Genomic DNA, 703 nt, shown 5'->3' on the forward strand with positions numbered 1-703 from the left:
TGGTTCATCGCGGCTTTCCGGGGAAGGCCGCCTTGATTTTCAGAAAAAAGTATTCTGAGTCCCTAAATCCATATGCCATACGCTTTATCACTTTGATCTTGTTGTTCACCCCTTCCAGCACACTCGTGTGCATCGGGTAGTTTGCACTCGCCAGGATCCCCCGCATATATTTCGATAAATTTCGACCAAATCGTTGCAGCGGCGCTAGCCCGCTTTCCTTCACCTGCCGCATCCAGCTCCGCCATCGTCGCCATCCTTCCCACACGCTCGGCGCATACCAGATGCCCTTCAACCCCTCTTTCAGCACGTACACCATCGCCAGCGGTTGATTCGCCGCCAACAGCTCCTGCAACTTCACATCCTGTTTTTCACTCAACTTCGCCCGATTACGTAGCAGCAACCAACGCGCACTTTTGACCACTTTTCGCGCCGGTTTATCGCTTTTCAGTGCATTCGCCTGCTCCACTCGCACCCGGTCCACCACCTCTCGGCCATAGCGAGCCACCACGTGGAACAGGTCGTAGACCACCTCCGCCTGCGGGCAGTGTTGCTTCACCTCCAGGTCGAACGCCGTGTTCATGTCCATCGCCACCGCTTCAATCTGCTGGCATCGCTCGCCGAGCTGCTCGAAGAAGGGACGGATAGCGGCCCGGCTGTTGCCGTGCCCCACCCACAGGACGCGGGTTCGCTCGGCATCCATGAT

At 57.2% G+C, this 703-nt stretch carries 1 pseudogene; it reads right to left on the reverse strand.

What is annotated here, in order from left to right:
- Positions 1 to 4: 4 nt before the first annotated feature.
- Positions 5 to 703: pseudogene (locus tag C3418_RS23820) on the reverse strand (ISL3-like element ISAeme19 family transposase); the annotation flags it as partial.

The organism is Aeromonas sp. ASNIH8, assembly GCF_002919855.1.
GTDB classification, from domain to species: domain Bacteria; phylum Pseudomonadota; class Gammaproteobacteria; order Enterobacterales; family Aeromonadaceae; genus Aeromonas; species Aeromonas caviae.